This window comes from Streptomyces sp. NPDC051738, from assembly GCF_044453205.1.
In the GTDB taxonomy this organism is placed as follows: Bacteria; Actinomycetota; Actinomycetes; order Streptomycetales; family Streptomycetaceae; genus Streptomyces.
The window spans coordinates 161,027-184,115 of sequence record NZ_JBITCM010000021.1 but is presented as its reverse complement, the minus strand read 5'-3'; the positions used below and the strand labels follow the sequence as shown (position 1 = coordinate 184,115).

General features: G+C 73.2%; 19 protein-coding genes and 2 pseudogenes. 7 read left to right on the top strand and 14 right to left on the bottom strand.

The annotated features are described in order from the left end of the window. Window positions 1-27 precede the first annotated feature (27 nt). Complete coding sequence (locus tag ACIA8X_RS37475) at window positions 28-1,035, top strand: DUF5937 family protein (RefSeq protein ID WP_393460459.1); 1,008 nt, start codon at window positions 28-30, stop codon at window positions 1,033-1,035. On the opposite strand, the gene ACIA8X_RS37470 is transcribed toward ACIA8X_RS37475, so the two are convergent. The 5 genes from ACIA8X_RS37470 to ACIA8X_RS37450 form a co-directional block, all read right to left on the bottom strand. Next, entirely contained in the window at window positions 1,016-2,032 is a 1,017-nt protein-coding gene (locus ACIA8X_RS37470) for a questin oxidase family protein (protein ID WP_393460456.1), read from the bottom strand. The genes ACIA8X_RS37475 and ACIA8X_RS37470 overlap by 20 nt on opposite strands. 101 nt (window positions 2,033-2,133) lie before the next feature. Then, on the bottom strand, window positions 2,134-2,910 hold the full coding sequence (locus ACIA8X_RS37465) for an NPP1 family protein (protein WP_393460524.1): 777 nt from the start codon (window positions 2,908-2,910) through the stop codon (window positions 2,134-2,136). Between the two features lie 142 nt (window positions 2,911-3,052). Continuing rightward, window positions 3,053-4,033: a non-homologous end-joining DNA ligase gene (gene ligD, locus ACIA8X_RS37460; protein WP_399460187.1), complete on the bottom strand. Its 981-nt coding sequence runs from the start codon at window positions 4,031-4,033 to the stop codon at window positions 3,053-3,055. Window positions 4,034-4,134: 101 nt separating this feature from the next. Next, a complete protein-coding gene (locus tag ACIA8X_RS37455; RefSeq protein ID WP_393460450.1) occupies window positions 4,135-4,821 on the bottom strand; it encodes a response regulator in 687 nt (228 codons plus the stop codon). Between the two features lie 150 nt (window positions 4,822-4,971). After that, a complete protein-coding gene (locus ACIA8X_RS37450; protein WP_399460186.1) occupies window positions 4,972-6,126 on the bottom strand; it encodes a histidine kinase in 1,155 nt (384 codons plus the stop codon). 188 nt (window positions 6,127-6,314) lie between these two features. On the opposite strand from ACIA8X_RS37450, the gene ACIA8X_RS37445 reads away from it, so the two are divergent. From ACIA8X_RS37445 to ACIA8X_RS37420, 6 genes and pseudogenes are all read left to right on the top strand, one after another. Beyond that, the gene (locus ACIA8X_RS37445; protein WP_399460185.1) at window positions 6,315-6,965 is read left to right on the top strand and encodes a TetR/AcrR family transcriptional regulator; all 651 of its coding nucleotides are present in this window, start codon (window positions 6,315-6,317) and stop codon (window positions 6,963-6,965) included. 87 nt (window positions 6,966-7,052) lie between these two features. Further along, entirely contained in the window at window positions 7,053-7,820 is a 768-nt protein-coding gene (locus tag ACIA8X_RS37440) for a response regulator transcription factor (RefSeq protein WP_399460184.1), read from the top strand. 238 nt (window positions 7,821-8,058) lie between these two features. Then, window positions 8,059-9,291: a cytochrome P450 gene (locus ACIA8X_RS37435; protein WP_399460183.1), complete on the top strand. Its 1,233-nt coding sequence runs from the start codon at window positions 8,059-8,061 to the stop codon at window positions 9,289-9,291. Window positions 9,292-9,352: 61 nt separating this feature from the next. Beyond that, window positions 9,353-9,547, top strand: a complete 195-nt coding sequence (locus ACIA8X_RS37430) for a ferredoxin (RefSeq protein ID WP_399460182.1) — start codon at window positions 9,353-9,355, stop codon at window positions 9,545-9,547. Further along, the gene (locus tag ACIA8X_RS37425; protein ID WP_399460181.1) at window positions 9,544-10,749 is read left to right on the top strand and encodes an NAD(P)/FAD-dependent oxidoreductase; all 1,206 of its coding nucleotides are present in this window, start codon (window positions 9,544-9,546) and stop codon (window positions 10,747-10,749) included. The genes ACIA8X_RS37430 and ACIA8X_RS37425 overlap by 4 nt, the downstream gene beginning before the upstream one ends. A 99-nt stretch (window positions 10,750-10,848) precedes the next feature. After that, window positions 10,849-11,124: pseudogene (locus ACIA8X_RS37420) on the top strand (enterochelin esterase); the annotation flags it as partial. Here ACIA8X_RS37420 and ACIA8X_RS37415 read toward each other — a convergent pair. The 9 genes and pseudogenes from ACIA8X_RS37415 to fes all read right to left on the bottom strand — a co-directional run bounded on the left by ACIA8X_RS37415 (window position 11,051) and on the right by fes (window position 22,752). After that, entirely contained in the window at window positions 11,051-11,812 is a 762-nt protein-coding gene (locus ACIA8X_RS37415; protein ID WP_399460180.1) for a 4'-phosphopantetheinyl transferase family protein, read from the bottom strand. The pseudogene ACIA8X_RS37420 and the gene ACIA8X_RS37415 overlap by 74 nt on opposite strands. An 88-nt stretch (window positions 11,813-11,900) precedes the next feature. After that, window positions 11,901-15,776 (bottom strand): amino acid adenylation domain-containing protein, encoded by a 3,876-nt coding sequence (locus ACIA8X_RS37410; RefSeq protein WP_399460178.1) that lies wholly within the window; start codon window positions 15,774-15,776, stop codon window positions 11,901-11,903. Next, window positions 15,773-16,000 carry a phosphopantetheine-binding protein gene (locus ACIA8X_RS37405; protein ID WP_393460423.1) on the bottom strand — a complete coding sequence of 76 codons (228 nt, stop codon included), beginning with the start codon at window positions 15,998-16,000 and terminating at the stop codon, window positions 15,773-15,775. Before ACIA8X_RS37405 ends, ACIA8X_RS37410 begins: the two co-directional genes overlap by 4 nt. A 3-nt stretch (window positions 16,001-16,003) precedes the next feature. After that, a pseudogene (locus ACIA8X_RS37400) lies at window positions 16,004-16,640 on the bottom strand (isochorismatase family protein). A 78-nt stretch (window positions 16,641-16,718) separates the two neighbouring features. After that, a complete protein-coding gene (locus ACIA8X_RS37395) occupies window positions 16,719-18,347 on the bottom strand; it encodes a (2,3-dihydroxybenzoyl)adenylate synthase (protein WP_393460420.1) in 1,629 nt (542 codons plus the stop codon). Beyond that, window positions 18,344-19,537 (bottom strand): isochorismate synthase, encoded by a 1,194-nt coding sequence (locus ACIA8X_RS37390; protein ID WP_393460417.1) that lies wholly within the window; start codon window positions 19,535-19,537, stop codon window positions 18,344-18,346. The genes ACIA8X_RS37395 and ACIA8X_RS37390 overlap by 4 nt, the downstream gene beginning before the upstream one ends. Before the next feature lie 64 nt (window positions 19,538-19,601). Then, on the bottom strand, window positions 19,602-20,390 hold the full coding sequence (locus ACIA8X_RS37385; protein ID WP_393460414.1) for a 2,3-dihydro-2,3-dihydroxybenzoate dehydrogenase: 789 nt from the start codon (window positions 20,388-20,390) through the stop codon (window positions 19,602-19,604). After that, window positions 20,387-21,367, bottom strand: a complete 981-nt coding sequence (locus tag ACIA8X_RS37380) for an ABC transporter substrate-binding protein (protein WP_393460411.1) — start codon at window positions 21,365-21,367, stop codon at window positions 20,387-20,389. Before ACIA8X_RS37380 ends, ACIA8X_RS37385 begins: the two co-directional genes overlap by 4 nt. 62 nt (window positions 21,368-21,429) lie before the next feature. Beyond that, window positions 21,430-22,752: an enterochelin esterase gene (gene fes, locus ACIA8X_RS37375; RefSeq protein WP_393460408.1), complete on the bottom strand. Its 1,323-nt coding sequence runs from the start codon at window positions 22,750-22,752 to the stop codon at window positions 21,430-21,432. Window positions 22,753-23,089 lie beyond the last annotated feature (337 nt).

Below are 23,089 nucleotides of genomic sequence, written 5' to 3'. Positions count from 1 at the left end.
TCTTCGGGGCTCACGACGGGGGACGCCATGCCGCTCGCCCTGCACCTCGGCACCGACGACCTGACGCGCTGCCGGTTCGCGATCTCGCCGCTGTGCCAGACCCACGAGGCGCTGCGCATGCTCCGCCGACCGTCCCGGCACGGCTACCACCAAGGCTGGCTGCGCCGGGTACGCCGTACGGTGGCCGGCCTCGACCTGTCACCGCTGTGGCTGTTCGTCCCACCCCCGGGCGGCTACATCCCGGACTTCCTCGGCCCGCCCCCGCAGGAGCCCTACCCCTCCATCGACGACGAGCTGGCCCGGATGCGCGCCACCGACCCCGCCCTGGCCCATGCGGAGATGACCCGCTCCCTGGCCTGCACCCCGGGTCTCGCCGCGTCACCGCAGGGACGTGCAGCCCTCGACGACCCCGCCGCCACCGTGCGGCGCCTGGCCGACCTCACCGAACGGGCCTGGCACGCCCTGCTCGCCCCTGACTGGCCGCGCCACCGTGCCGTCCTGGAGGCCGACATCGCGCACCGTTCGCGCGAGGCGGCGGACGGCGGCCTCGACGCGCTGCTCACCGGGCTGCATCCGGCCGTCGACTGGGTCGGCCACACCCTCACCCTGCGCAGGTACGGCGATGTGCCGGACGCCCAACGACCGGACGGCAGAGGCGTGTTGCTCATGCCGAGCGTGTTCGTGTGGCCGGACGTGGTGAGCGGTTTCGCGCGGCCCTGGCAGCCCACCGTCATCTACCCCGCGCGAGGCATGGGCCACCTCCACACCGCCCCCGCACCGCGTCCTGCGCGGGCACTCGCCCGGCTGCTCGGCCACCAGCGCGCGGCCGTCCTCGCCGGACTCACCACCCCGTCCTCGACGACGGACCTGGCCCGCCGCCACGGCCTGGCCCCCTCGACCGTGTCGGCCCACCTGTCGGTCCTGCGGGAGGCGGGCCTGCTGGTGTCCCGGCGGCGCGGCCACCACGTGCTCTACGGGCGAACGGCTCTGGGCGACGCCCTGGCCGACGGGGACCTCAGACCAGAGGTTGGCTGATCTCGACCGACCGCAGCGCGGCAGCCAGGGCGAGTTCGTCACCGACGTCCAGGGCCGTGTCGGTGAACTTGATGACGTGCTCGTCGCCGTGGGCGAGGGCGCGCTCCAGGACCTCCTCCGGCGTGAGCCGGGCGGGCGGCGTGTAGGCGACCGGCTCCACGGGGGCGTACATCGCGGTGACCGCCGCCGAGGCCGTCCACGCCGCGTGCAGGCTCGGTGCCCACAGCTCGCGCGGCAGTGAGTCCAGCGTCCGCAGCACGGCGTTGGGCGCGGTCGCCGCGTGCACGAGCATGGTCGGCTCGCCGTGGCCATGGGTGGCGTAGCGGTGGGTCGCGGCGTGCACGAGCTCGGTGAGCCGCGCGCGGGCCGTGTCCGGGTCGGTCACCTCGTCCGCCCACGCGGGCAGGCGACGTACGGCGGCGAGACGGCTGCGGAATCCCAGGTGCCCCGCCTCGATCGCGGGCACCGCGTCCAGGGCCTCGGTGGCGGTCGGTGCGCCCGGCAGGGTGGCCACACCGGTCACCGGCTGGTGCCGAGCGGCCCAGTAGCCCAGGGCATGCGCGAGTTCGGCGAGCCGGGGCGCGTTCTCCTCGGCGTCGACGGCGCGCACGGCGTGGCCGACCCGGATGACGGTGTGGGTGGCGCCGCCGTACAGGCCGGGCAGCAGGCGCGGCCACCACTCGGCGAGGACGCTGCGCCACGGGCGTTCGGCGAGCGTGCGGGAGAAGTAGTCGGTCCAGTCCGCGATCCGGCGTGGATCGCCCAGCGCCGCGGGCCAGTTGTCGTCCGCGATGGGGGCCACGCGCGCGGGGAAGTCCTCCAGCCTCTCCCGGTACAGGTCCACCCAGCGGTGGACCGCCCCCGCCTGTCCGTGTGCGGCGAGAGCCTCGACCACCATGGGGGCGTGGTTGGACAGCCAGCCCTCGCGTTCCGGACCGGAGCTGTGCAGGCGTTCCAGGGCTTCTTCGAGCTGTCCGCTCGTGTCGGTCGTAGCCATGAACGGGACGGTATGCGGCACACCGGGGTGCCGGGATCGGGCGCGGGACTGAAAGCCGCGGGTGCCGGGGTCCTAGGTCCCGCGCCCGATGTGCCGCCGGATCAGGCGTTGGGGTCGAACGCGATCCCCGAGGGCTTCGCCGACGCCAGGTGGTTCGCGAAGTTGGCGTCCTTCAGGCCGAAGTTGGCGCTGCCGAAGTTGTAGGCGACCAGCTTGTCGCGCACGCCCGTCGGGTAGCCGTTCCAGCCGACCAGCGGCGGGTACTGCCAGGTGCCCTTGTGGTTCTCCGGCGGCTCGTCACCCGAGCCCGCGAGTCGGAAGCAGTGGGTGCTGACGCCGTCCTTGTGGTACACGATCTTCGCGTGCGTGCCGTCGAAGCGCACCGACGAGGCGGGGCTGATCGTGAACGAGCCGTGGTTGGACGTCGAGACGTACTGCACCGCGTTGTTCTGCACCCACACCACGACGTGCTCCCAGTCGTGCCGGTGCCCGCCGATGCTGCTGTTCGCTATCGCCTGGTCCTTCTCGAAGTACAGGCCGTACATGTAGGCGCACCAGCCGTTGTCGCACTTGTAGCGCGAGTAGCCGTTGGTGTTGTCCAGGTCCGAGGCGTCACGGCAGTCGCCGCTGAGCGAACCGGTCGGGTTCAGGCCGCCGTTGACGGTTCCGTCGGAGCCGATGGCGGGCGTGGAGTAGCAGCCGTCCGTGTCGTAGTCGTAGGCGGGCTGGTACGTCTGCTCGGCCGCCTCGGCGTTGGCGGGCAGCGCCCCGGGCGGGGCGGCGAAGGCGGTGCTGGGGAAGGCGACGACGAGTGCGGCGGCGCCGGCGAGGCCGGTGATCCATCGCTTGCGGTGCGTGCGGGACGTCTCGGACGACACTGCGTCCTCCTCCTGGTTCGGGCGCAGCCCAACGGTCATGGGGGGAAAGGCAGTTCAGGATCCTGGCTTTTCACTTCCGTGCCAAGAGCCACGGACGTACCAGCGGTAACGATCAAGCCGACTCTTGGCGCGAACCTGTGGATCAGGCGCTGTCGTCCGGCAGGTCGGCCGCCGACTCCTCCGGCGTGAGGTCGGGCCTCAGCCGCAGCCAGGACGGCTGGCGCAGCAGCCCGGACCGGGTGCGGACGCTGTAGCGGACCTCTCCGACCAGCCGGGGCCGCACCCAGTGCGCGCCCGGCACACGCGGGACGGGGTCAAAAGGGCAGGAGTCCGTCTCGGACGCCCGCAGCAGCTCGGCCAGTTGCGTTCGCTCGGACTCGCTCCAGCCGGTGCCGACATTGCCGACGTACCGCAGCCGTCCCGCCGCGCGCTGCCCGACCAGCACCGAACCCGGGAGTCCGGTGAGCCGTCCCTTGCCGGGCAGCCAGCCCCCGACGACGACGTCCTCGGTGCGCATGTTGCGGATCTTGATCCAGGCACGGGAGCGCACCCCGGGTTCGTACACCGAGTCAAGCCGCTTGCAGACGAGCCCCTCCAGACCGTGCTCCCGCGTCGCTTGCAGGGCTTCGGCGCCGTGTCCGACGAGCGCGCCCGGCGTCGACCAGTACGGCCCGCCGAGCTCCAGTTCCTCCAGCTGTCCGCGGCGCCGGCTGTAGGGCACCGGGACGAGGGAGTGGCCCGCCAGGTGCAGCACGTCGAACAGCACCAGATGGACGGGCGTCTGCGCCGCCATCCGCGCGGCCCGGGCAGGCGCGTGCGCAAGGCCCATACGGGACTGCAGCAACTGGAAGTCGGCGCGCCCCTGTTCGTCCAGCGCCAGGATCTCCCCGTCCAGGACGGCGGGCGTGGCGCCCAGCGCGCCGCTCAGCGGCCGCAGTTCGGGATAGGCGGCCGTGATGTCCTCGCCGGAGCGGGCGCGCAGCAGCAGGCCGCCGTCGCCGTCCAGGTAGACGACCGCGCGCTGGCCGTCCTGCTTGGTCTCGTACGCCCAGCGCGCGTCCTGCGCGGCGGGCGGCAGGGTGCCGGGCGTGGCGAGCATGGGAGGGATCAGCGGCAGGCTCACGGGTCAGTTGTCGACGGCCCCGCCCACCGCCACGCGCCCGGGCCGCCGTTTTCCCCTGAACGGCGGCCGATGCGCGGTCTCCGGGAAGGGCGGGCGCGACCTCAGTGGCCCGCGTTCGGCGGTACGGCGCGCACCAGACCCGACTGGTAGGCCATCACGACGAGTTGGGCGCGGTCACGGGCGCCCAGCTTCGTCATGGCGCGGTGGACGTGGGTGCGCACCGTCAGCGGGCTGACGAAGAGCTTCTCGGCGATCTCCTCGTTGGAGTGCCCCTCGGCCACCCAGGCCATGACCTCCCGTTCGCGGGCGGTGAGGGCGGCGAGGTCCTCGGGCGCGGCCGACTGGGAGCTCTCGGCGGGCGAGGCCAGGAACCGGGTGATCAGCGTGCGGGTCGCGGTGGGGGAGAGCAGGGACTCGCCGGCGGCCACGGTCCGGATGCCGTCGAGCAGCACGTCCGCGGTGACGTCCTTGCCCAGGAAGCCGCTCGCCCCGGCCCGCAGCGCCTGCGCGACGTACTCGTCGATCTCGAACGTGGTGAGGATCAGCACGCGCACCGCCGCGAGGTCCGGGTCGGCGCAGATCGCGGACGTGGCGGCCAGCCCGTCGGTGCCGGGCATGCGGATGTCCATCAGGACCAGGTCGGGACGGTGGTCCCGGGCGAGCGTGAGCGCCTCGGCGCCGTCGGCGGCCTCGCCGACCACCTCCATGTCCGGGCAGGAGTCGATCAGAATCCGGAAAGTGGCCCGCAGCAGGGCCTGGTCGTCGGCGAGGAGTACGCGGATCGTCATGGGCGGGGTTCTTCCGGTTCCGGAGGGGGCGGGTACAGCTTCCAGGGAACAGCGCGGCACGTCGTCGTACCTCTGCCGACATTCGCCGGTACTCGGAACGCAGTACGCGCCACGGGCAAGGTCATCCCCGAGGGGGAGCGGTACCCGACCTCACCACACGCACGGCAGCTCGACCGCGACGACCGTCGGCCCGCCGACCGGGCTGGACGTCCGCACCGTCCCGTCGAGCGCCGCGACCCGGCGCCGCATGCCCAGCAGCCCCGAGCCGGCCGACTCGTCCGCCCCGCCGTGCCCCTCGTCGGCCACCTCGACCCGGATACCGCGCCGCAGACGGGCGATCCGGACCGAGGCCATCGGCGAGCCGCTGTGCTTGGCGACGTTGGTGAGGGCCTCGGCCACCACGAAGTAGGCCGCCGCCTCCACCGCAGCGGGCGCCCTCGGCCCGTCGTCCTCCAGCCCCGCCACGTCCACGGTCACCAGCAGCCCGCTGCCTGCTGCCAGTGCGCGCACGGCACCGACCAGGCCGCGGTCGGTCAGGATCGGCGGGTGGATGCCGCGCACCACCTGCCGCAGCTCCGCCAGCGCCTCCTCGGCCTGTGCCTGGGCATCGTCCAGCAGCTTGCGGGCGGCGTCCGGATCGCGGTCGTAGGCCCGCTTGGCGAGCCCGATCCGCATGGACAGCGCCACCAGCCGGGCCTGCGCGCCGTCGTGCAGGTCGCGCTCGATACGGCGCAGTTCGGCGCCGTGCGCGGCGATCGCGTCGGCCCGGGTCGCGCTCAGCTGCTCGACCCGGGCCGCCAGCAGCGCCTTCGGGGAGGGCCGCAGCAGCGCCGTCGACCAGCCGGCCTCCAGGTCGGCCAGGCGCACGATCCACGGCAGCACGACGGCCCGGCGGCGCAGCAGCCCGCAGCTCACGCCGTCGACGACGAGTCCGACCGGCCACAGCGGCAGCGCGAGGAAGAGCAGGGCGCCGTACACGTAGTAGGCGGCCAGCCAGCGCAGATCGGTGAGCGTGCCGGGGTCGCGCACGGCCGTCCGCAGCCGCTCGGTCAGCGGCCCGTCGAGGGCCTGGTACGCCTCGGGGATCTCCCGCCCCGTCCAGGCGGTGGTCAGGCGCCGCTTGGCCCCGGCGATCCGCCGGACGAGCAGGACCGTCTCGGGCAGCAGCCAGGCACCGATCACCGCCACCGTTCCGATGGCGGTGATCAGCAGCACCGTGATGAAGAGGTACATCCCGAAGGCCATCGCGGCGGCGACCGTCAGATGGGCCGTCGCACGCCCGGCCTGTCGCACCGTCGCCCGCATGCGAAGCACGCTGGGCGACCCGGGTGCCGTGCGCGGGGGTGCGGGCACCCGGGGTGCAGGTGTAGCCCGCTCCACCATGTTCACACTTCTTTCAATCACGTGACTTAGATTGTAGGTGTGCGCATCCGCGACGGCCCGAGGGACTGGCCGTCGCGGCGAATCGGCAAAGTCCCGGTGCGGTGGTGACCATGGCAGGCAGGACCCTGCGGGAGGAGCAGGTCAACGCGACCCGGGAGCTGCTCCTGACCGCGGCCGAGCGGCTCTTCGCCGAACACGGCGTGTACGCGGTGTCCAACCGCCAGGTCAGCGAGGCCGCCGGGCAGGGCAACAACACGGCGGTCGGCTACCACTTCGGCACCAAGGCCGAGCTGGTCCGCGCCATCGCCCGCAAGCACGCCGCGCGCATCGAGGAGATCCGCGCCCGCCTGGTCGCCGACGTGGCCGACCCCGACGACGTACGCGGCTGGGTGGACTGCCTGGTCCGCCCGGCGCTCGAACACCTCGCCGCGCTCGGCAGCCCCACCTGGTACGCACGGTTCTGCGCGCAGGTCGTCTCGGATCCGGCCCTGCACCGGATCATGGTCGAGGAGGCCCTCACCGCCCCGTCGCTGCAGAAGATCATCGATGGCCTGAACCGGTGCCTGCCCGACCTCCCGGCCGACGTCCGTGCCGAACGCGGCGAGATGGTCCGCCATCTGATCGTCCACGTGGCCGCCGAGCGCGAGCGCGCCCTCGCCGAGCACACCCCCACACCGCGATCCAGCTGGGACGACGCCGCCACGGGCCTGGCCGACGCCGTCGTCGGCATGTGGCTGGCACCCGTCACACCGGGCCGCTGAGACCCCCGCACCAGGAGTACGAAGGAGTACGACCGTGCAAGCGACTCTCGGGCAAGGCCGCCGCGGCGGCGCCGGACGGGGCGGGTTATGAGCCCTCGGCAGACGGCCTTGCCCGCGCACGGAGCCACCCGTGACAACCCCGCTCCGAGCCGCGCCGCCCTCGCGCGCGGCGCCGGCCAGCATGTCCTGATCGTCGCGGGCGAGCCCGACCTCGCCGAACTGCTCTCGACCACCCTGGAGCTGGCGGGCTACCGGATCAGCATGAGCGGCACAGGTGCCGAGGCGCTGGCACGGGTCACCGAACACCACTTCGACCTGGTCGTCTTCGACACCGCGCTGCCGGACATGGCGCACTTCGGCCGGGAGCGCCGCCCCACGCTCCCGTACCGCCCGCCCGTCCTGCTTCTCACCGAGTACGACTCGCTGCACCGGCTCGTGCCCGAACTCGGCCCGGGGGAGCGGGACTACGTCACCAAGCCGTTCCGGGTCGCCGAAGTCCTCACCCGGATCCAGGTGCTGCTCCGCGGCGCCCGCCCCGGCCCGCCCAGGGGCAACCCTCTGCAGTACGGCGACCTCGTGCTGGACGACACCGTGTGCCGGGCGACGCGCGGGACGCGGGCGCTCGACCTCACGCCCGCGGAGTACCGGCTGCTGCGCCATCTCCTGGTCAACGCGCACCGGGTGCTGTCCAAGGAGCAGATCGGCCGCTACGTCTGGGGCGACCATCGCGGCGACAACGCGATCGAGCAACTCGTCTCCCGCCTGCGCCGCAAGGTCGACCGGGACGGCCCGGCGCTGATCCACACACGCCGGGGCTTCGGATACTGGCTGGGCCGGGCCGACATCGATTCCTGACCCGCAGCGGTGCAAACGAGGGCGTCACCGGGATCCGCTCGGGGGCGCCCTTCGTCGTGGGGTGGACCGCGAGGCGGTCGGTCGAAGGGTGCCCCAACCTGCCTGCGATAAAGGCCAGTTAAGAACCCGTCTGTGATCTCGGTCACGTCAGGTTGCTGTCAGGAAACTGACCGGAAGGCGTCAGACCCCTCTGTTTGCATGTGCTCATCGAGGTCGATCCCCCCACCCGAGGAGCACCATGGCCGACACTGTGACCGGCACCGCGCCCGAAGCGCTGGACGCCGCCCCCGAGTTCCCGATGCCCCGGGAGTCCCGCTGCCCCTTCGACCCGCCGCCCGCGCTCAAGGACCTCCAGGCGCAGGGCCCGCTCACCAAGGTGCGGCTGTGGGACGGCAGCGAACCCTGGCTCGTCACCAAGTACGCCGAGCAGCGGGCCATCCTGGGCGACCCGCGGGTCAGCGCCGACACCGACCAGCCCGGCTACCCGACCAAGGCCAGCCCCGAGGCCGGGGAGGGCAAGCTCAGCTTCATCATGATGGACGACCCCGAGCACGCCCGGCTGCGCCGGATGGTGACGGCGCCGTTCGCCATCAAGAAGGTCGAGGCGCTGCGGCCCGCCGTGCAGCGCATCGTGGACGGCCTGATCGACGACATGCTGGCCGGTCCCGGCCCGGTGGATCTGGTGGACGTGTTCGCGCTGCCGATTCCTTCGCTGGTGATCTGTGAGCTGCTGGGTGTGCCGTATGCGGAGCACGAGTTCTTCCAGGAGCACACCAAGACCATGGTCCGCACGACCGCCACGCCCGAGGAGCGGGGCGCGGCGACCCGGGAGGTCGCCGGCTACCTGGCCGGACTCCTGGGCAAGCGGCTCGCCGAGCCGAAGGACGACCTGCTGTCGAGCATCGCCGGACGCATCACCGCCGGCGAACTCACGCACCAGCAGGCCACCGAGATGGCCCTGCTCCTGCTGATCGCGGGCCACGAGACCACCGCCAACATGATCGCGCTCGGCACCCTCGCCCTGCTCCAGCACCCCGACCAGCTCGCCCTGCTGCGCGAGACCGACGACCCCAAACTCGTCGCCTCCGCGGTCGAGGAACTCCTGCGCTACCTGCACATCACCCACCTGGGCCGGCGCCGGGCGGTCACCGAGGACATCGAGATCGGCGACCAGGTGATCAAGGCCGGCGAGGGCGTCATCATGGTCAACGAGATCGGCAACCGCGACCCCGAGGTCTTCGCCGACCCCGACCGCCTCGACATCACCCGCGACGCCCGCCGCCATGTCGCCTTCGGTTTCGGCGTCCACCAGTGCCTCGGCCAGCCGCTGGCCCGCATGGAGCTCCAGGTCGTCTACGGCACCCTCTACAAGCGCATCCCCACGCTGAAGCTGGCGTGCGCCCTGGAGGACGTCCGGTTCAAGACCGACGCGTTCATCTACGGCGTGCACGAACTGCCCGTGACCTGGTGACGGCTCCGCCCCCCCCCCGCACAACCGACCGACAACCATGCGTGACGAAGGGAAACCGACCATGAAGGTGGAGCTGGAAGCCGACAAGTGCGTCGCGTCCGGGCAGTGCGTGCTGGCCGCCATGGACGTGTTCGACCAGGACGACGACGGCATCGCGATCCTGCTCGAGGAACAGGTCGGCGACGACCAACTGGACGGTGTGAAAGAAGCTGTGGCCATCTGCCCGGCCGCCGCCATCCGGCTGGTGGAGCAGTGAGGCGCATCGTCGTCGTGGGTGCCTCGGCCGCGGGGCTCGCCGCGGCCGAGACGCTCCGCCGCGAGGGCTACGACGGCACGCTCACCCTCGTCGGCGACGAACCGCTCGCCCCGTACGACCGCCCGCCCCTGTCGAAGCAGGTGCTGGCCGCCGAGTGGGAGCCCGAGCGACTGGCCCTGCGCACCCCCGACGACCTGGCCGGACTCGGCGTGGACCTGCGGCTCGGGGTGGCCGCCACGGGCCTTCGACTCGCCGGCGGCGCGGTGGAGTTGGCCGACGGCTCTACGGTGCCGTACGACGGGCTCATCCTGGCCACCGGGGTGCGACCGCGCCGGCTGCCCGGCGAGGGCGGGCATGTGCTGCGCACCCTGGACGACGCGATGCGGCTGCGGGACCGGCTGACGCCGGGGCGGCGGCTGGTCGTGGTCGGCGCCGGGTTCCTCGGCGCCGAGGCCGCCGCCGTCGCCTGGCGGCTCGGCTGCGAGGTCACGCTCCTCGAACCCGCCCCGGTGCCGCTGGCCCACGCGGTCGGCGCGGAGGTGGGCGAGATGCTGACGCGTGCGCATCTGGAGCGGGGCGTGAACCTGCGCTGCGGGGTCACCGTGACCGAGGTGACCGGGGACGGTGTGCGCCTCGCCGACGGCGAACTGGTCGAGGCCGACGAGGTGTTGGTCGCGGTCGGCTCGCTCCCCAACACCGACTGGCTCGACGGCAGCGGGCTCGCCGTCGGCGACGGCGTGGTCTGCGACCAGTACTGCGAGGCCGCGCGGAACGTGTACGCCGCCGGTGACGTCGCCCGCTGGTACAACCCGCTGTTCGGGGTGCCGATGCGGATCGAGCACCGCAGCAACGCCGCCGAACAGGGCATGGCCGCCGCACGCAACCTGCTCGCCGAGCCCGAGGCCCGTAAGCCGTTCGCGCCGGTGCCGTACTTCTGGTCCGACCAGTACGACATGAAGATCCAGGCCTACGGGTACCTGCGTGGCCACGACGAAGTCGCCGTAGTGGAGGGCGACCTGGCCGAGGGACGCTTCGTGGCCGCCTACCGCACGGGCGACCGGCTCACCGGTGCGCTGGCCGTGGGGATGCCGCCGAAGGCGATCCGGCAGAGGCGGCGGGCCATCGCGAAGGGCGCGGGCTGGGGCGAGGCCGTGCCGTCCCGGTCACCCGCCGCGGCGGTGCCGGGCACGGCGGGCGCCTGACGTGTCCCGCGCCGACGGCCCGGAGGACGCGGAGGTCCGCCGGGCCGCCGGCATGCTTCAGCGGGCGACGCGGATGCGGGTGCACCGGCCTGGACGAGCAACGCCCTCGTCCAGTCGGGATCGTTCTGGTGGCCCGTCGGACCGGACGCGGAGTGGCTGACCCGGGTCATCGCCGAGACGCCAAGGCTGCCGGTGCGCTTCAGGCTCTCCTTCGGCGAGCAGGAGTGGGTGGCCCTGCCCGCGGCCCGCCGCCTGCGGGACACGCTCGCCGCCGGCTATCGGGACTCCTTCTACCGGGAGTTCAACGGCGGCCACGACCACCTCTGCCGGCGCACGGAACTGGCCGACGACCTCGTGGCCCTCCTGGGGCGCTGACCACACAGGCGGCGGCCCAGCCGGCCGGGACCTCGACGTCGGTGAACCTCCACCCCGGCAGCTGCGCCGGGGCATGTCCGGCACCGACATGGACCTCACGCAGGGCGCGCAGGGACAGCCCCTCACCCGTCGCCTTGAAGTGGGCCTCCTTACGGGTCCAGCAGCGTGCGAAGGCAGCGGCCCGGACCGCCGGGGGCATCCCCGCCAACTGCCGTTGCTCGGACGGATGCAGGCCCCGGGAGGCCTCCTCGGCGAGCCGCGCCCCGGGAACGCGCTCGACGTCGACTCCGACCGGCGCGGTGGCGAGGCCCAGCAGGGCGAGCCCGCCCGAGTGCGAGACCGAGAAGTGCACGCCGGCCCCGGCGGGGCCGGCCATCGCCGGGCGGCCGTGCGGGTCGCCGCAGCCCGGGCAGGGCAGCCGGGTCAGCCGCACCGAGGCGGCCGGCACGCCCGTGTACGCGCTCAGCAGCCGGCGCAGGGCGCTGTGCGACGCCACATACAGCGCACGCTCGGCCGGCTTCCGCAACGCCGCCGCCCGCCGCTGCTCCCCCTCGTCCAGCAGGGAGATGTCCAGCGGGGCGTCCGCGCCCGGGGCCCGTACGAGCCACAGCAGCGGTCCGCGCGACAGGTCCCGCGGGCACAGCCCCGGCCCGCGCACGAGCACCTGCGGCGCGATGGCCGTCGTCATCCCCGGCCCTCCTCCACCCGGCGCACACACGCCCCGTGCGGGGCCGGACCGAAGCGGACCTCCCAGCCGGTAGGCGCAGGCTGCCGCGTCATGCGTCGAACTCCTTCAGCCGGGCGGTGATGTGGGCCGCGATCTCGTCGAGGTGCCGGTCCCGCAGGAGCTGCGGATGGGTGCAGTCCAGGTCGTGGTTCTCGATCGAGCCGCCGACGTGCGGGTACCAGGCCCGGCGGGTCAGCCAGTCCTCGGGGCGCGGGGCGGCGGCCGTGAAGAACAGCACGTCGCCCTCGTAGCGGCGGTGGTGGTGCTCGCGCATCAGGCGGGCGTGGTTCGGCACGATGTCGACGATCCGGGCGAGGGTGTGCTCGGACAGGCCCGCCAGCGGGCTGCCCGCACGGCGCAGGGTGGCCAGCACGTCCTCGCGGGTGCGCTCGTGCGTGCGGTCGAAGCCGGCCATGCGCAGCACCGCGGTCAGCGCGTCGCCCTCCTCGGGCGCGGGCCGCTCCCGCCACTGCTCGGCCGGGAACGCGTCCAGCAACGCCAGCAGTTCCACCCGCTCCCCGGCGTCCTGGAGCAGCACGGCCACGGTGTGCGCGAGGACCCCGCCGACCGACCAGCCCAGCAGCCGGTACGGTCCGTGCGGCCGGACCTCGCGGATCCGCCGGACGTAGTCCTCGGCCTCCTCCTGGAGGGTGCGCGGCAGCGGCTCGTCACCGACCAGGCCGCGCGCCTGGATGCCGTACACCGGCTGTCCGGGACCGAGCCGGGCGGACAGCCCCGCGTAGCACCAGGCGATGCCGCCCGCCGGGTGGATGGCGAACAGGGGCGGCCGGTCTCCCTCGGCGCGCAGCGGCAGAACGACGTCGAGTGCGTCCCCCGACGCGGGTCCCGTGTCCTCCAGCCGGGCGGCGAGCGCGGCCGGTGTCGGCGCCTCGAAGAGCGAGCCGATGGTCAGCTCGACGCCGAACTCCTCCCGGACCCTTGCCACCAGCCGCACCGCGAGCAGTGACGTACCGCCCAGGTCGAAGAACGCGTCGTCGGGACCGACCTGTTCGACGCCGAGGACCTGCGCGAACAGCAGCGTCAGGGCTTCCTCGCGCGCGGTGGCCGGGCGCCGGGCGCCGTCGCCGCCGGCGAAGACCGGGGCGGGCAGCTCACGGCGGTCCAGCTTGCCGTTGGGGCTCAGCGGGAACGCGTCGAGCGCGACGACCGCCGCCGGGACCATGTGCTCCGGCAGTTCGCGCGCCAACGCGGCACGGACGGCAGCGGGGTCAGCGCCGCCCGTCACATAGCCGACGAGCAGGTCCTCCAGCACCAGCGCGCAGGCACCGTCGACGCCCGGCTGGGCCGCCAACACGGCCTCGATCTCGCCGAGTTCGATGCGCTGGCCGCGCAGCTTCACCTGGTGGTCGGTCCGGCCGAGGTACTCGACCTCGCCCCGCTCCGTCCAGCGGGCCAGGTCGCCCGTCCGGTACATGCGGGTGCCCGCCGGCCCGAAAAGGTCGGCCACGAACCGGGTCGCCGTCAGCTCGGCGCGGTTCAGATAGCCGTCGGCCAACTGCACGCCCGCCAGATACAGTTCGCCCGGCACACCGGGCGGGCAGGGTTGCAGGGCCGCGTCGAGGATGTACAGCCGCGTGTTCCACACCGGCCGCCCGATCGGCACCGGTCCCGAGTCCGCCGGATCGCAGGCGTGGTAGCTGACGTCGACGGCGGCCTCGGTCGGCCCGTAGAGGTTGTGCAGCTCGACGCCCGGCAGCGTGCGGGCGAAGGCCCTTGCGGTCTCACGGGGCAGGGCCTCACCGCTGCAGAACACCCGGCGCAGTGGGGCGTCGCACCCGGCCGTGTGTGGCTCGGCCAGGAAGACCTGGAGCATCGACGGCACGAAGTGGCAGGTGGTGACCGCCCGTTCACGGATCAGCCGGGCCAGATAGGCGGGGTCCTTGTGGCCGCCCGGCTCGGCGACGACCAGTGCCGCACCCTCGCGCAGCGGCCAGAAGAACTCCCACACCGACACGTCGAAGGACGACGGCGTCTTCTGCAACACCCGGTCCTCGGCCGTCAGCCGGTACTCGTGCTGCATCCACCGCAGGCGGTTGTCGATCGCCCCGTGCGGGACGACGACGCCCTTCGGACGGCCCGTGGAACCGGACGTGTAGATGACGTAGGCGGGATGGGCGGGCGTCAGCGCGCGCCCCGGATTCACCCACGGATACGCCGACACACCCAGCCCGTCCAGCACGACCAGCGGCGTCCCGGTGTCCTGAGGGAGACGGCCCGCACGGTCGGTGACCGCACACACCGGCGCCGCGTCCTGGAGCATGTACGTCAGCCGCTGCGCCGGGTAGTCCGGGTCCAGCGGCAGATACGCGGCGCCCGCCTTCAGCACGGCCAGCAGCGCGACCACCAGCTCCGTCGAGCGCGGGACGGAGACCGCCACCACCGCTCCCGGACCGGCCCCCAGCGACCTCAGGTGGTGGGCCAACCGGTTGGCCCGCGTGTTGAGTTCGGCGTAGGTGAGAGTCGTGTCCCCGTGGATCAGCGCCGGGGCGTGCGGGGTCCGTGCGGCGCGCGACTCGATCGGGCCGATCAGGGTGGTCGGCGGCAGGGCGCGATCCGTGCGGTTGAACTCATGCAGGACCAGGGCGCGTTCGTCCCGCGTCGCGATGCCGTGTACGGCGAGCGGCAGCTGCGGGTCGGCCTGTGCCAGCCGCTCCAGCAGCCGCACGAACCGCTCCTGATGTGCGGCCAGTTCGGCGTCGTCGTACAGGGCGGGGTTGCCGTCGTGGTCGATGCGCAGGCCGCGGCCGTCGGCGCGGTCGTACACGTTGACCGTCAGGTCGTCGACGGGGCCCGCGGACAGGTTCCGGGCCCGGGCCGGCGCGCCCGCGAAGTCGACGCCGTAGTCGAACGGCATCACATTGACCAACGGACCAACCAGGCCCCGCGGTTCACCGAGCAGACCGAGGTCGCGGCGGATGTCCTCGTACCGGTAGCGCTGGTGGCGGCGCACCTCGCGGATGCCGAGGACCACCTGGCGTACCAGTTCGGCGAAGCTCGCCTCCGGCGTGGCCGTCAGCCGCAGCGGCAGCACGTTCATGACCATGCCGGGCACGCGCAGCGCCACCGAGCCCATGCGGCCCATCATCGGCAGGCCCAGCACCACGTCGGACCGGTCGGTCGCGCGGGAGGTGTACAGGGCCTGGGCGGCGATCAGCACATCCGGCCAGGTGGCGCGCAGCCGGGTGGCGAGCTCGCGCAGCCGCTCGGTGGCCGCCGGCGCCAGGTGGGCCGTACGGCGCAGGAACGTCCGCGAGGGCAGCGCGCCGCGGCCCGCGAGCCGGGGTGCCTCCGGGCGGTCGGCGAACGCCTCCCGCCAGTGGGCGCGGTCCGCGGCGAAGGCGGGCGAGGCGCGGTAGGCGGCGTCGTCCTCGACGAGGTCGGTCAGCCGGCCGAAGGTGGGGGGCGGGGGCTCAGCACCGCGGGCCAGCGCCGAGTACACCTGGGCGGTGCGCCGCACGAGCAGCGAGTAGCCGAAGCCGTCCATGACGAGGTGATGGACGCGCTGATACCACAGCCAGCGCTCCTCGCCGACGCGGAACAGGGCGTGCCGGAAGAGCGGCCCGGACGCCAGGTCGACGGGCTCGGCCAGGTCGGCGCGCATCCACGCCTCGGCCTGCTCCTCGGTGCCCTGCTCCCGCACGGTGAGCGGCAACTCGACGGCGGTACGCAGGTGTTGGCGCGGCCCGTCGGGGGTGTCCTCGACGACCACGCGCAGCGCCTCCGCCTCCTCGGTGACCTGGCGCAGGGCGGCGGCGAAGAGGTCCGGATCGAGGGGCCCGTCGATCTCCAGGCACTCGGCGGTGTTCTGCGCGGGGCTGAGCGGATCGAGGGCCTGCGCGAACCACATCCCCGACTGCGCCGCCGTCAACGGCAGCACGGTGTCCGGCGCGAGCGTGACGGTCATGCCACCCCCAGCCGCGAGGCCCAGGCCTGGATGGCCGGCCGCTCGGCGAGGTCCGCGAAGTCCGCCTCGACGTCGTGCGCGCGGCGCCAGCGCTCCAGCAGCGTCATGATGCGCACCGAGTCCAGACCGTGGTCGACGAGGTTCTCGTCGACGGAGATGTCGGCGGGGTCCTCGCCGAGGCAGTCGGCGACGTCGTTGTGGATCTGTTCCAGCGTGAGGGCCATGGCTCAGGACTCCTTGAAGAGCGCGTCGGCGGTGGTCACGACCGCACAGCGGCCGGCGGCCCAGCGCAGGGCCATCTCGTGGTCCTCGCGGGAGAAGTCGGCGACGGCGTCGGCCACGACGAACGCCTGGATGTCCCGGCTCCACGCGTCGGCGGCGGTCATCAGGACACCGATGTGCGCGTACACGCCCACGATCACCAGCTGGTCGCGGCCCGACTCCCGCAGCAGCGCGTCGAGTTCGGTGCGTGCGAAGGCGCTGTACTTCCACTTGGTGAGCAGGGTGTCCCCGGGCTCGGGGGCCACCGGCCCGGGCATGGCGAGCGCCTCGGGGTCGTCCGTGACACCGGGCCCCCAGAAGTCCAGCTGGAGCCCGCGCTCCTCGGGCGTCTGCCCGCCGCGCTGGGCCGAGTAGACGACCGGCACACCGAGCGAGCCGGCGGGCCCGCTGCAGCAGCCGGGCGGTGTTGCCGAGCATGCCGGTCACGGGCTGGGCATCGGCCGGGAAAGCCGACAGGAAGTGGTGCTGGAGGTCATGGACCAGCAGCACGGCGCGCGCCGGATCGACGGTCCACGACACACGGTTCGCGGGCAGCTCGTCCGCGGCGGGGAGCGGATAGGAGGGTATGGCGGGAAGTGCCATGAGAACAGGGGCCTTTCGAAACGCTCAGGACTCGCAGGACTCGCAGGACGCTCGGGACCATCAGGTCTGTCGGGTCACTCAGGACTGCTCGGCGGTGGACCGCAGCTCCTTCTTGCTGACCTTGCCGACGCCGGTCTGCGGGAAGGCGTCGACGAACTCGACGAGGTCGGGGATCTTGTGCGCGGCGACCCCGCGCTCGCGCACGAACCGTTTGACGCCGACCGGCTTCAGCGGCTCGGCGCCGGCGCGCAGGACGACGTAGGCCAGGGAGCGTTCCCCCAGGTAGGCGTCGGGCACCGCGACCACCGACACGTCGTGGACGAACGGATGGGCGAGGATGATGTTCTCGATCTCCTCCGGCGCGATCTTCTCGCCGCCCCGGTTGATCTGGTCCTTGGCCCGCCCCACCACGACCAGATGGCCGGTAGGGGTGCGGCGCACCAGGTCGCCGGTGCGGTAGAAGCCGTCCTCGGTGAAGGCGCGCGCGTTGTGCTCGGGCGCCCGCCAGTAGCCGCGGATCGTGTACGGCCCCCGGGTCAGCAGGTGTCCGGGCTCGCCGTCGGGGACGTCGTCACCGGCGTCGTCGACGACCCGGATCTCATCGTCCGGGGAGATCGGCCGGCCCTGTGTGGTGACGACCGTGTCGACGGAGTCGTCCAGCCGTGTGTAGTTGACCAACCCCTCGGCCATCCCGAACACCTGCATCAGCCGACAGCCCAGCGCGGGCTGCAGCCGCCGCGCCGCCTCCTCGCTGTATTTGGCACCGCCGACCAGCGTCAGCTCAAGGCTCGACAGGTCGTACGGCGTCGTCGTGCCCGCCTCGGTCCACACCAGGGCGAGCGGCGGAACGAGCCCCGTCATGGTGATCCGCTCGCGCTCGACCAGCGGGAACGCAGTCGCCGGATCGGGCCTCGGACACAGCACCACCGTGCCCCCGGCGTACAGCACGCCCAGCCAACCGGGCGAGCTCATCGGGAAGTTGTGCGCGGCGGGCAGCGCGACGAGGAACCGGGTGTCCGCGTCGACTCCGCAGATCTCGTTGGAGCCCCACAGCGAGTACAGGTAGTCGTCGTGGGTGCGCGGGATCAGCTTCGGCACCCCCGTGGTACCGCCCGACAGCTGGAGGAACGCCAGCTCGTGCGGCTCGGGCCCGTCGAGCGCCCCCGCCGGGTCGCAGGGCACCTCGGACAGCGCCGTGTGCTCGCCGGGTTCGCCCACCACGAAGACGTGCCGCAGGCTCGGCGACTCCTTGCGCACCCGCGCGGCGAGATCGCGATGGTCGTAGCCGGCGTGCACGTCCGGCACGACGTACGCGACCGCCTCGGTGAAGGAGCAGAAGTAGCCGATCTCCGTGTCGCGGTGCGCGGGCAGCGCGTACACGGGCAGCGCGCCGATGCGGAACAGCGCGAAGACGACCTCCACGAGCTCCCCGATGTTGGGGAGTTGGACGACGACCCGGTCGCCCTTGCCGATACCGAGGGCCGCGAACCCGGCGGCCAGCCGGTCGGCGCGCACGTCGAGTTCGCCGTACGTCCAGGTGCGGCGCTCGGGGGCGGGGTCGACCAGGGCGACGCGGTCGGGGTGGGCGGCGCCGCGCTCGCGCAGCACACCGCCGAAGGTCTCCCCGCGCCAGTACCCCGCCGCCCGGTAGCGCGCGGCGAACTCCTCGGGCCAGGTGGGCGCGTCCACGCCCGGGGTGACGGTCACAGCGCGGCCCCCACCGCGTGCAGGAACGTACGGAACTTGGCGGCCGTCTCCGCCGTCTCGGCCTCCGGCGAGGACTCGGCGACCACTCCGGCGCCCGCGAACAGTCTGAGCGCCCGCCCCTCGGCCTCGGCGCAGCGGATCATCACGACCCACTCGCCGTCCCCGTCCGCGTCCTGCCATCCGACCATGCCCGTGTACGGGCCCCGGTCGAAGGGCTCCGACTCGGCGATCACGGCCCGGGCCACATCGGTCGGGGTGCCGCACACCGCCGGGGTGGGATGCAGCGCGGACGCCAGGTCCAGCGCGGTCGTGTCCGGATCGGCCAGCTCCCCGGTGACGGTGGTGGACAGGTGCCACATCGCCGCCGTGCGCACCAGCGTGGGCCGCTCGGGCACCTCCATCCGGGCGCAGTACGGCGCCAGCGCCTCGCGTACGGCGGCCACGACCACGGCGTGCTCGTGCAGGTCCTTCGGGGACTCCAGCAGCGCCACCGCCCGGCGCACGTCCTCGGCGAGGTCGGTACTGCGCGGCGCCGACCCGGCCAGCGGGTTGGCGGTGAGGCGGCCGGCCTGCCGGGCGACGAGGAGCTCGGGGCTCGCGCCGATCAGGATGCGACCCGGACCGCTGGGCACGGCGAAGGTGTAGCAGGCCGGGTCGCGGTGGGCCAGACGGCGCAGCATCGCGGCGAGGTCGGGCTCGCGCGCGGAGGTCAGCTCCAGGGTGCGGGCGAGGACGACCTTGGCGAACTCCCCGGCCCGCATGCGCTCCACGGCGGCGGCCACGGCTTCGCCGTACCGCTCGGGCGCCGGAACCTCCGTGACCCGCCAGTCGGGCCGGGCCTCGTCGTGGGGGACGGGCAGCGCGACGAGCGGGTCCTCGCGCAGTGGCGGCGCCCAGTGCACCATGTCGGGCACGGCCAGCGCGGGCGGCGCGTCCGGGGCGAAGGGCAGCGAACCCACGACGACAGGCGCCGGGGCACCCGGACGCCGTAGCGCGTCGAGAACCTCCCGCACCCGATGCGTCAACGGGCCGCTGTCGTGGGGTATTTCGGCACTGGTGCCACGGCCCAGCAGGGTGCGGTGGGGCGTGGCCAGGAACCGGTCCGTGGCGGGGCGGTAGGCGTCGAGGAGGGAGGTCGCAGCGCCGGGGGAGACCGGCGGGGCGGCGGGTGCGTGCACGGTGATGGACATGGTTGTCTCCAGTGGTCCAGTGCTCCAGTGGGGGGACGGCACGAAGGGAGGGGCGAGGAGCCGGTCAGGCCCGCAGGGTGGCGCCCCCGTCGACGTACAGGTCGTGCATGGTGATGTGGCGTGCCCGGTCGGAGGCCAGAAAGACGACCGCGTTGGCGATGTCGGCGGGATCGGCGATCCGGCCGAGCGGAATACCGGTGCGGTACGTGGCCGGGTCGCCCTCGATGACGCTCCGGGCGGCGGCCGCCTCGTCGTCGGCCGTCCACAGGGCGCGCTGCATGGCGGTGAGGGTCGAGCCGGGCGACACCGTGTTGCAGCGGACTCCGCCGGCGGCCACCTCCAGCCCCAGGCACTTGGTGAACATGACGGCGGCGGCTTTCGAGGCGGCGTAGGCGGCCATGCCGGAGCGCGGGACGCCGGCCGCGTTCGAGGCGACCGTGACGATGCTGCCGTGGCCGCGCTCGGTCATCCGGCGGGCGACCGCGCGCGAGACGTGGAAGACGCCGTCCGCGTTGACCGCGAAGGTGGCGGCCCAGTCCTCGTCGGTGAGGTCCACCACGTGGGAACTGCGCAGGATCCCGGCGACGTTGACGGCGATGTCCAGGGGGCCGAGGGTGCGCTCGGTGTCGTCGACCAGGGCCTCCACGGCCGCTGCGTCGGTGACGTCCAGCGTGCGGGCGGTGACCTGGTCGCCGTGCCCGTGCTCGGCGGCCAGCGCCTCGACACCGCCCGGCGTCAGGTCGGTGGCGAGGACACGGACGCCCTGCTCGACGAGCGCGGTGGCCACCGCCGCGCCGATGCCCCGGCCCGCCCCGGTCACGAGGGCGAGCCGGCCGGCCAGCCCGGCGCTCATGGGGCGAGCGCCTTGGTGAGGTCGTCGAGCACGACCCGTGCCGCGAGCGGGCCGCCCGCGCTGTTCCAGGCGGACCCCTCGATGACGACGATGTGCCCTTCCTTCTCGGCCTTCAGCCGGCCGAAGTTCGGCACCTTCTTCGCCTCGGCATACGCCTTCTCACCGGCGGCCCGGTCACCGAGGGCACCGAAGAACAGCCAGTCGCCGTCGATGGTGGACAGCTTCTCCAGGCTGACCGGCTCACTGTGCCCGGTACTGGCGCCCTGCTGGTCCTTCGGCCGGGCCAGACCCAGAGTGGAGATCGTGGAGCCCACATGGCCGACTCCCTTGCCCACCACGGACGGAGCCCCGTTCTGCCAGCGCACCACACTCAGCACGGCGCCGGCGTTCTCGCCCAGTTTCTCCTTCGTAGCGGCGACGTCGGTGTCGAAGTCCGTGAGGACCTTCTCGGCCTGCGTCTTCTTGTTGAGCGCGTCGGCCGTGGCGGTGAACGCCTTCTTCCAGTCCTCGTTGAGCTTGGCGGTGACCACGGTCGGCGCGATCGCCTGGAGGCCGGCCACCTCCCTCTTCGCCGCGGTCGTCTCGTCGAGCAGGATCAGGTCGGGCTGGAGCGCGGCCACCTTCTCCATGTCGGCCTCGGCGACGGTCGCCACGACCTCGGCCTTCCCCACCTTGGCCGCCAGATACGAGGACACGCCCTGCTGACCGCGGCCCGCGGTGGTACCGACGGGTTCGACGCCGAGGGCGAGCGCCGCGTCCAACGTCGGCTCGCTCAGCGTGACGACCTTCCGCGGCGCCGACGGCACCTGGACCTCGCGCCCGGTGGCGTCGGTGATCCGGCGCGTGCTCGACTCCTTGGCGGCGGAGGTGGCGTCGCTCCCGTCGTCGTTGCCGCAGCCGGTCAGGAGCAGCGCTCCTGTCACGAAGGCGGCGGCGGACGTCAGGACCGCCCTGCGAGAGGCACCTGCAGAGGACATGGAGGAACAGCTCCTTGAAGAGGGGGACTTGAAAGAGGGAAGGGCTTGGAGAGAAGCCGGACTCAGGCGCCCAGCAGGCGCACCAGGCCGTCGGCCAGCGCACCGTGCCAACAGACGTAGTCGTGGCCGCCGTTGAACTCGCCGTAGGTGATGCGACAGCCCGCCGAGCGCAGCACCTCGTACAGGGCGCGGTTGTGCTCGACCATCGAGCCCTCGTGCAGCCCGACGTCCAGCCGGACCGTGAGCGGGCGCGGCTCGGCGGCGGCGAAGCGGGTGACCAGCCAAGGGGCGCCGAAGGCCAGGGGTTTGGGCCCGCTGCGGGGCGGCAGGCCGGGCCGCCACCACAGTGACGCCGACTGCGCGAGCACGTTGCCGAACCGGTCGGGCCGCAGATACCCGGCGTACAGCGCGGTCATCGCGCCCAGACTCTGCCCCGCGACCACGGTCCGCCGCGGGTCCGTGTCCAGCGACCAGCGCCCCGCCGCCCAGGGCAGCAACTCGTCCGCGAGGAACGACACGAACTCCTCGCGGGCGCCGAGTTCACGAGCGCGGGTGTGCCGGTCCACGGCGTCCGGCGCCACCACGGCAAGCGGGGTTAGCGCCCCGTCGGCGATCAGCGCGTCGAGCGTGTCCTGGAACCCGAGCCGGCCGAACCACATGTCGCCGTCGCACAACGCCAGGACGGGCAGCGGCGGGTCGCCGGCCGGATCGTGCCCCGGAGGCAGATGGACCCATGTGTCACGATCGCCGCCCAGCGCGGCGGAAGCCACCCGATGGCGCTCCACCCGCCCCGCCGGAACGCTCCCGCGCCGCCCGCTCCACGGCTGCGCCGGAGCCTGCGGCAAGGCGAAGACCGAGCTCGGCACCGGGTTCCAACGGGTCGGCACGGAGCGCCGGTTGAGCGGGTCGGGCGCGGCGTGCGCGGAGAGTGAGCGCAGCCGCTGCTGCAGGCCGTCCGGGTCGGTGGGCGGCTCCTTGGGCGAGATGTCGGCGGCCAGCCGGTAGGAACCGCGGTGGTCGGCCCGTAGCCGAAGACCCAGGTGCCATACGTCCGTGCCCGGCACGTGCTCCAGCATGGAGCCCGCGAGACGGTCGCGGTCGATGATGCGGTTGGCCAGCAGCAGGACCTGCCGGGTCGCACGGTGCCCGCGCCACAGGAAGGTGACGGCCCGGTGGTCCGGTTCGCCCTCCAACTCCTCGACGAGCGGGGCACCGAGGCGCTCCACCTCGCTCCAGAACTCGGCTGTCAGAGCCGTGCGTCGAGCGTTGTCGGCCGAGGCCAGGCCATCCATGAGGCGGGCGAGGCATGGGCCGGTCACGCGGACCGGGCGGACACCGGGGGCGGCGGGTTCGGCTTGCCGCTGCGGGGTTTCCAGGACGGGCATCGCTCCTCTTCTCGTCGCCGGTGGCGGGCGGACCGGACGCGCATTTCCGGGAACCTGCATGCACAGTTGAGTCGTCAACGAAATCGTCAACAATCCAGGTTAGGTTAGCCTAAGCTAAGCGCATGTCCCTGGGGATGAGTCTCCGGTCGAGTCGAAAGCGGCCGAGCCGGGCCGACGGGCACCGAGAGGATCCGGGCGGGGGGGGGGGGGGGGGGGGGGGGGGGGGGGGGGGGGGGGGGCGGCCCGCGGAATTATTTTTTTTACCCACAAATTTTTTAAATTGGGGCCAATGTCCAACCCGCCCCCCCCCCGCCCCCCCCCCCCCGCCCCGCCCCCG